The sequence below is a fragment of the Flavobacteriales bacterium genome (genome assembly GCA_025210295.1).
Taxonomy (GTDB): Bacteria; Bacteroidota; Bacteroidia; order Flavobacteriales_D; family Parvicellaceae; genus S010-51.
The window spans coordinates 87,986-96,808 of the sequence record JAOASC010000041.1 but is presented as its reverse complement, the minus strand read 5'-3'; the positions used below and the strand labels follow the sequence as shown (position 1 = coordinate 96,808).

Genomic DNA, 8,823 nt, shown 5'->3' with positions numbered 1-8,823 from the left:
CACCACTACAGTACACAAAATGGAGTAACAACGACCAGTAACATTTTCTCATCCTCAACAACAGAAGCACGCCTAAGTGGAACATTACCACCCCAAGTTTATAAATTAGGAGCCGATAACGACGCCACTTACTATAGAGTAGTAGGAAGTAAATCTTATGAGCTTAAAGACCACTTAGGAAATGTGAGAGCAGTGATCACCGACCAGAAGTTACTAGAAGATGTTGATGGAAATAATGAGATTAATCTAGGAGACTATTATACAGCAAATGTTGTAAGTTTCTCTGATTATTTTCCATTTGGTATGTTACAACGTAGTGGACAATCTACTGATAATAACTATAGATATGGATTCCAAGGACAGGAAGAGGATAACGAAGTTAAAGGGAAAGGAAATAGTGTAAATTATAGATTCAGAATGCATGACCCAAGATTGGGAAGGTTCTTTGCGGTTGATCCATTGGCACCGAAATATCCACATAATAGTCCTTATGCTTTTTCTGAAAATGAAGTTGTTGCGTTTGTTGAGTTAGAAGGGTTGGAAAAGGCAAAAGTTGATGTAACAGGAAAACCCACAGAGTCAAATCCCGGGACAGCTACAATCAATATTTCAAGAACTGATTATTTAATAACTGCAGGGGATAATGCAGTAGATCCCTCTCAAATAAGTGAACAAGATTATGAGTCGTTTTGGAAAAATAACAGTATAACTCTTTATAGTAAAAACTTACCGTCTGCAAATCAAGAAGCTGATTTTCTTTCTTATAAAGAGAGTAAACAAGCTAAAAAAGGTAAGTTTAAAGGTGAATACTATATCCTTACTGTTAATTTTTCAGTGGATTTAGTTATAGAAGATGGATTTACAATGGATGATTACATGAAGTTAAAGTCATCTTATAGCGGAGACCAATTTTCTTTGAAAAATGGAATTGGAGCAATTGCTGTCCCAACTTTAAATGGTAAGGCTCCAGCTAATAGAATTGCTTACAGGGAAATGATTAATAATCCAAGTACAGGCGATGTTTCTCCAACTGGGATAATAAATATAATATATTTAAATCCTCTTTACTATTCACCAGGCACGGCGGATGATTATTCTGATTGGACAGGGGGATTCAGTAGAAAACTTAAAAGTGGAGAAAGTTTATTTTATCTTAATAGGACAGGAGTGGCTATACATGGAGCAGGACATACAATGGCTAAAAAGAATGTACATGACACTGGAAGTTATGAATATGAGCAAAAAGGTTTGCAAAGTAGATATCAAACTAGACTGAAGATATCAGTACTTAATGCAAAAACGATTATAAATGATGAACAGGTAAGAGCAACGATAAATATAACACCATAATATGAAAATTGTAACAAAAACATTTATTCTTTTAATTTTTTCATTTAGTTTATTTCATTGTTTTAGTCAGGTGGAAAAGGATACAATTTTATTATCAAATTTCATTTATCTTAAAGGACCAGAATTTATAAAGGTTGGCGATGACTCAGGTTATTTTTGGTCTGACTTTATTGTTGATAAAAAATTTAATTTTAAAAAATGTCATAAACATCAGTTTATATTATTTTCAGATAGTCATGAAAATTTAGCAAGTTTAAGCACATTAATAGATTATAAAACTATTAAACCGCTTTCTAAAAAAGAGTTTGAACAGTATGTCGATGTTTTAAATTATAAAACATTTAATAAAAAATGCTATTCAAAATTTAAAAAACACCCAATAAGTGCCACAAAAGTCATAGTAATGAAAATGCCTGTGACAGAAATAGGAATACCCAAAGCTCTAAGGAGTCATTGTAGCTTTCTTTACTCTAAATTTCCAGGTGTTATTTATATAGCTATTGGAGTTATCTAATGTTTGCATTCCCGTTACAATACTTTTGATAACCTAAACTAACACCTGCCTCGTCCTCGTTTATTCAACGAGGCTGTATCTGGTAGTGTAACATCAGCCTAAAACAGCAAGTTCAAAAAGTTAAAATACTGTAAATAAGTTCTTTTTAAAAATACAAGCCAAACGTGGTTTGTATTGAATTTGAAATATTGAATTGGGGATAGCCGTTGTTCTCTAGTTTTCTCCTGTTTTAGGAAAAGACTTTTGTAAAGTAATGTAGGTTGGTAAATGTGAGAGCAGTTATAACTGATCAGAAGATAAAGCTAAAGAAATGTACAAGTCAAAGATGGAAGATGTTATTGATGGTTCATTTGATACTTTAATAGGACAATAAAATAATTTATTATGAATAAAAAAATAGAATCGCTTTTTATCGATTATGCCATTATGATAAAAAAACTTAATTCATATTTAATTTTAAAATATAATTATGATAAAAAAAACTTTATAGAAGATCCTTTTAAATTTTCTAGAGAATTAGGATCTAAGGGGAGCTTTATCTATAAAAACAAAAGAGTGAACTTTTCATTTCATGGAAGTGGATGTGACTATATTTTTGAAGATGGAAGAGAAATCAGGTATGACTTTGCACCATTAATAAATAATAGAATAAAAACATCTCCATGGAAGTTTTATAGGTATATTGACTCTAATTACAAAGAAATGTATTTTACAGAAAAAAATGTGAGAACTGTTTTTGATAATCATACAGATCATGATTTTTTATCTAGAAATGAGTTAGGTTTTTTTGAGTTACATTATAGTTTTTTTCCTGACTAAGGCTCGTTCAATATGTTACAAACTAATAGGAGTGGACGGGGAAATGGTGCGAATTACAGGTATGGATTCCAAGGACAGGAGGGTGATGACGAGATTAAAGGGAATAGTGTGAACTATAAATATAGAATGGCTGATGTAAGATTAAACAGATTTTTTGCTACTGATCTGTTGGAGCCCGAATATCTAGAACTGACACCGTATCAATTTAGTAGTAATAGGTTAATAGATGCTGTAGAGTTAGAAGGGTTGGAAGAATCTGTATTGTCTAGTGTTGAATATTCGAATAGACCTTCTGTTCATCAATTAAAGAGAGGTGATACTTATTGGAGTATAGCTGCTAAACTCGATAATGTCTCTAGTGACGACTTGATAAGATGGAATACCGGTAAACCTAAAAATCAATTACATAAATACATTGGCTCATATATTCATACGTCTAATCCTGAGGGTGTTACTATTGGAGATATTTCAGATGATGTGCTTAATGAAGATTTTAGATTCCAACTTTCAGAAGAATCTCAACAGAAAATGGTCAATGATATACGAACAGAAAATATGTTGGATTTTGCTTTTAACTTTGGTTGGTTTTTTACAGGAATGACAGCAGGTGCAGTAGCTCCTCCTGCTAGACCTGAAGAGTTACCATTTCAATAGATAATTTATGATTGATTACGAAAAAATAGAACGTTTTAATAAATGGAAAAATAATTGGGAAAAATCAGATTTAATATCACTTTCAGATTATATAAGTCACAATATTTATCCTGAAGAAATTTTAATTATATCTAGCTTAATTTTTCCCTCTGTAATAAAGGTTAATGAATGCGTTTTTTTCTCAGATAATTATGATGAAAAAGTATATAAAACATTGTCCTCTAATCTAAATAATGCGGAAGTTGAGAAACAAATTAATAGAATGCACATTTATGATGTTTTTGCCCATTGTACAGAAGAAGTTGATGATTCTGTTTTTGAGAAAGTAGGTCGTTTCTTGCAAATGGCTTGGTCAAATTACTTTTGTATGAAGTATCCTAATAAAAAAATTATAGTTGATTATTACAATGATGACGAAAGTTATGGTCCTGTATTAACTGTTTATCAAAATTTTGATGAAAATGAAAATAGATACAGAGACCAGTCATAAAAATAGATTGGAATTTTTTATAAGGTATTTTCGTAACCTTTCCTTTCTGTTTCTTCGACTTCCTCCGAACCCCTCTCCTTGGTTACAAGGTATTCCCTTTGCCATTTCAGGCTTTTAGCACTTACAGGCTACGTTTATTCGCAGCTCTATTTGTTTTTTGGGGTTGATTATTTTCCGATTGGCAGTAATGCCAAAAAAACAATCACTACTACCCTTTTGATATATTACAACATAATTAGCAAACTAACAATGATAAGTATAGATATAGCTATTCATTTTGACGAGATAAAAGAGAAATAATGAAAGATGAGATGTTAGACAATTTTGATGTTGAAGAAAAAAGAAACATCTATTCAAAATCATCTATATTAATTGGGGCATTCTTTTCTCCAATTATGGGGATGATTCTATATTCAATTAACTTATATAGATTAGGAGTAGGAAAAAATATATTGGGAACAGTTGTTACAGTTTTAGTTTATACATACATAATTAATCAAAGATCTTTTGGTCTCCCTTCAATAATTAAACTAATAATTGTATTGGTCTTGAATTTACTAGGGGGGATAATTCTAACCTCAGTATTTTGGAAACATCATATTGGAGATCTACAATATCATTCAAAATTTGCATGGATACCATTGATGATCTTTTTTGGGGTAGGTATTATTTTCTTATTAATTATTTTTTTTAATTTAAGACCAGTTTAATATTGAGCCCCATAAGGTTCAGCTTCCTTGATGCATATATTGCCTTTCGTATAACACAAAAAAGAGGTAGGGTGTAATAAAAATGCATGCTAATGCTAGTAGCTGTTGCACATTCGTATTATACACAGTTCTAGCTAGTTTTAAGTTTGGTTGCTTTTTGGGGAGGAGGTGGAGGAATACTATAGTAAATACCGCCAACATTAATCTTAAAAGGTAAAATAGATTGAAGTGAATCTAATTCATTTATATTTAAGTTATGTAATTGTTTGTTGAAAGACTTTCTCGATAAACTGTCATAAACAAGTAGGTAGCCATTTTCTATTTTGTTTAATGCTTTATAAAAAGCTCCCTTAGGCAGGGTTTCTACAGCTTTATTGAAAGACCAGTCTACTTGAACGAAAGTAGTTCTTAATGGTTGGTTATACTTTTGAAAAAATTCAAAGAAAATTAAACTGTCTAATTTTTCGATATCTTCTAGAGTTTCTCGTTCAAATAAATACATCCCTTTTCTATTTATTACTATTTCAATGATAGCTTTGGGGTAGGTGCAAGGGATATAGTTTTCAGGACAATATCCTGTAACGCATAGCTTATGAATTAGTTGGTTATTGTCGGTTATTCTAAAATAGAAATCTGATAAACAAATACGTTGATTAATTTTTTTTTCTAATTGATGTTTAACTTCTCTCGATGATTGACTAAATTTTAAATCAATTAAAGGTAGGCTATCCTGTATCTTAAATAAAACATCTTTGTAATCTAATACGTTGTCAGTGTCTATAGATCTGTTAATTTGAGGAGAGTTGCATCCATAACAAATAATAAGTATATAAAAGAATAAATAGTGCAATTTCATATCTACTAAACTTAGCAAAAAAAAGCATGTGATGTCATTTAATCTGTCGAGCGTTAAAAATAAGTTAGGGTACGGTATGTAGAATTTAGGAATTTTCGGTACATAGAAATTACCGCTTTATATTGTTGAGTGAAGTGTCTACATTCCTGTCTTTAATTTATAGAAATTTCATTTCCCAATCATCATCCTTAAGCTTCCCGTTCTTTGTGGCTTATGTCGCTATCGTGCATCTCTCCAGTATGAACTGGTTACCAAGATTTCTTAAAGTTTATAATGTGTTGTTAGAACGGAGAAGTACTTTATCCATTCGTTAACCCGATAACTAACCCCAAAGAGTAGGAAATTAGCGCCAAAGCATTAAGGGTGAGCCCAAGGAGAGAGACTTTCTTTCGCGTACTTTTTCTTATTCCTATATACCCAATGGATATTCCAGAAATAAGCACCAATAGCTTAACTAGTACTAAAGCAATTACAGTATTTTTGAGCCCTATAAAACTATTAGAATAGTTCAGTATAAGGTATAGTATAAAAATGACTATAGAGCTATATCCATAGTTCTTTGGTGTTAGATAAACTCCTTGCATTATGACTTGTAAAATAGTTGTTTTTGAACAATACTAAAACTCACTATGTTTGCTATCAATGCGCTTCCAGCCAATTGTCAGCAATTCCCATTTCTACAGTTAGAGGAACTTCAAATTTTAAAGCATTTTCCATACAGTCTTTTACCAATTGTTTTACCACCTCTTCTTCTGGTTTGTATAAATCGAAGATCAATTCATCATGTACTTGTAAAAGCATTTTGGTTTGTAAATTCTGTTTAGAAAGTGCTTCATCCACTTTAATCATAGCCAGCTTAATAATGTCAGCAGCAGAACCTTGAATAGGAGCGTTAATTGCATTTCGTTCAGCAAAACCACGCATTACCCCATTAGAAGAGTTAATGTCTTTTAAATACCTACGACGTTGTCTGATTGTTTCTACATAACCATGATCACGAGCAAAAGCAATAGAATTGTCCATAAAAGCTTTAATCTTAGGATATTGCTCAAAATAGCTGTCAATAATCTCTTTAGCTTCCTTACGCGAAATATTTAAACGTTGCGATAATCCAAAAGCAGAAATTCCATAGATGATTCCAAAATTGACCATCTTAGCTTTACTTCTCATATCAGGAGTAACTTCTTGAGCTTCTACATGAAAGACCTTAGCAGCAGTAGCGCGGTGGATATCTTCTCCATTTTTAAAAGCCTCAATCATGTGTTCGTCACCACTCAAAGCAGCAATAATTCTCAATTCAATTTGAGAGTAATCGGCAGCTAGTAAAGTATAGTTTTCTCCTTTAGCAATAAAAGCTTTACGAATCTCTTTCCCTTTTTCCGAACGAATAGGAATGTTCTGTAAGTTAGGGTTATTAGAGCTTAAACGTCCAGTAGCTGCCACCGTTTGCATGTAGGTGGTATGAATTCTATTGGAATTCGCATCAACTAATTCAGGCAGGGTATCCACATAAGTCGATTTTAACTTTTTAATCTTACGGTATTCCAAAATCAAAGGAATAATCTCATGTTTACCAATTAACTTAGTTAAGGTTTGCTCGTCAGTTTTATACTGACCAGTTTTTGTTTTCTTAGCCTTGCTGTCAATGGCTAAAACGTCAAATAAAATGGCACCCAGTTGTTTAGGAGAGTCCACATTAAAATCGGTGCCAGCCAATTCGATAATCTCTTTTTCTAAATTGATTAAATCTTCTCCTAACTCTGTAGAAAAAGAATTCAACGCAGCGGTATCTAGACGGATACCCTCCGCTTCCATTTTCATTAAGACAGTGTTCAATGGCATTTCCATATTATAGAATAAGTCCATTAAATAAGGTGTGCCAATTTTTTGTTTTAAAACCTCATACAATTGAAAGGTAATATCAGCATCTTCACAAGCATACTCATAAATCTCTTCAGGAGTTAAGTCAGCCATGCTTTTTTGGTTTTTCCCTTTTTTTCCAATCAACGTTTCTATCGAAACAGGTTTATAGTTAAGGTAAACTTCAGCAAGATAATCCATACTGTGTTTCATATCAGGTTCTAAAAGATAATGAGCCACCATAGTATCAAAGTTGATTCCTTTGATCTCAATGTTGTTTTGGTGCAACACGGCAGCATCAAACTTAAAATTATGTGCAATTTTAATAATACCTTTATTGATAAAAAATGGGCGTAATAATTCAAGTTTTTCCTCAATATCATTGAGCATTGAAAGGTAAAAACCAGTGCCAGCTTGATAAGAAAAAGCAATTCCTAATAGCTGTGTGCTAAGAGGGTTTAAACTTGAAGTTTCCGTATCAAAGCAAACAAACTTTTGGGCTTGAAGTTTACTGATTAACGTTTTAGTATCAGCAATTGATTCAATAAGTTGGTAATCATGTTTTGTGTTTTCTATGGTCTTAACAGTTGGCTCAACAACAGGCTCTTGATTGTCTGTAGCTTCGCTAGTTGCAGCAGTTGTTGCAAATAAATCCATTTGTCCCTCAGAAGGTTGAGTAATCGCAATTTCTTCACCAAAAACACGTTTAGCCATTGTTCTAAATTCCAACTGGCCAAATAAAGAAATTAAAGCCTCTTTGTTGGGCGCTTCCAATACCAATGCTTTTTCATCAAATTCAACAGGGGCATCCAGTAGAATGGTTGCAAGTTTTTTGGAGAGTAATCCTTGTTCAGCAAAATTGATCACATTCTCTTTCTGCTTCCCTTTTAACTCATCAACATGCTCAATTAATCCTTCGACGCTACCATATTGGGCAACTAGCTTTTTAGAAGTTTTTTCCCCAATACCAGGTATCCCAGGGATGTTGTCGGCGGCATCTCCCCAAAGACCTAAAATATCAATGACTTGTAGGGGAGATTCAACTTCAAATTTTTCCTGTACTTCAGGAATTCCCCATACTTCAGCAGGTTTTCCCATTCTCCCAGGTCGATACATAAAGATGTTTTCCGAAACCAATTGAGCAAAATCTTTATCAGGTGTCATCATATAAGTTTGAAACCCTTCTTTTTCAGCTTTTTTAGCTAATGTTCCAATAACGTCATCAGCTTCAAATCCTACAGCTTTTAGAGTAGGGATGTTAAACCCCTCAATAACTTCTAAAATATAAGGAATAGCTAATCGAATGTCCTCAGGCATTTCGTCACGATGTGCTTTGTATTCAGGAAAATAGTCGTTTCTAACTGAACCACCTGGAGCATCAAAAACTACGGCAATATGTGTAGGCTTTTGATTGTTAATAATATCTAGCATTGCATTGGTAAACCCTAAAATAGCAGAGGTGTTTAAACCTTTAGAGTTGATTCTTGGGTTACGTGCAAATGCAAAATGCGCTCTATAAATCAATGCAAAAGCATCCAGTAAAAAAAGCTTTTTTTCGGCCATAGTTTTT

The 8,823-nt window shown here is 32.8% G+C and carries 8 protein-coding genes; 6 read left to right on the top strand and 2 right to left on the bottom strand.

The features are described from left to right. From N4A35_12370 to N4A35_12345, 6 genes are all read left to right on the top strand, one after another. Nucleotides 1–1,350 (top strand): hypothetical protein (locus N4A35_12370; protein ID MCT4582198.1); only part of this gene is annotated, 1,350 nt, incomplete at its 5' end. Nucleotide 1,351: 1 nt separating this feature from the next. Further along, the gene (locus tag N4A35_12365) at nucleotides 1,352–1,864 is read left to right on the top strand and encodes a hypothetical protein (GenBank protein ID MCT4582197.1); all 513 of its coding nucleotides are present in this window, start codon (nucleotides 1,352–1,354) and stop codon (nucleotides 1,862–1,864) included. 384 nt (nucleotides 1,865–2,248) lie between these two features. After that, entirely contained in the window at nucleotides 2,249–2,683 is a 435-nt protein-coding gene (locus N4A35_12360) for a hypothetical protein (protein MCT4582196.1), read from the top strand. Nucleotides 2,684–2,695: 12 nt separating this feature from the next. Continuing rightward, nucleotides 2,696–3,337 (top strand): LysM peptidoglycan-binding domain-containing protein, encoded by a 642-nt coding sequence (locus tag N4A35_12355; GenBank protein MCT4582195.1) that lies wholly within the window; start codon nucleotides 2,696–2,698, stop codon nucleotides 3,335–3,337. 7 nt (nucleotides 3,338–3,344) lie between these two features. Then, nucleotides 3,345–3,827 carry a hypothetical protein gene (locus tag N4A35_12350; protein MCT4582194.1) on the top strand — a complete coding sequence of 161 codons (483 nt, stop codon included), beginning with the start codon at nucleotides 3,345–3,347 and terminating at the stop codon, nucleotides 3,825–3,827. A 299-nt stretch (nucleotides 3,828–4,126) separates the two neighbouring features. Next, nucleotides 4,127–4,537: a hypothetical protein gene (locus N4A35_12345; protein MCT4582193.1), complete on the top strand. Its 411-nt coding sequence runs from the start codon at nucleotides 4,127–4,129 to the stop codon at nucleotides 4,535–4,537. Between the two features lie 130 nt (nucleotides 4,538–4,667). Here the strand turns inward: N4A35_12345 and N4A35_12340 are convergent, their stop codons facing one another. Both N4A35_12340 and polA read right to left on the bottom strand, forming a co-directional pair. Next, a complete protein-coding gene (locus tag N4A35_12340; protein ID MCT4582192.1) occupies nucleotides 4,668–5,393 on the bottom strand; it encodes a hypothetical protein in 726 nt (241 codons plus the stop codon). A 639-nt stretch (nucleotides 5,394–6,032) separates the two neighbouring features. Then, nucleotides 6,033–8,816, bottom strand: coding sequence for a DNA polymerase I (gene polA / locus N4A35_12335; GenBank protein ID MCT4582191.1), 2,784 nt, complete (start codon nucleotides 8,814–8,816; stop codon nucleotides 6,033–6,035). Between the last annotated feature and the right edge of the window lie 7 nt (nucleotides 8,817–8,823).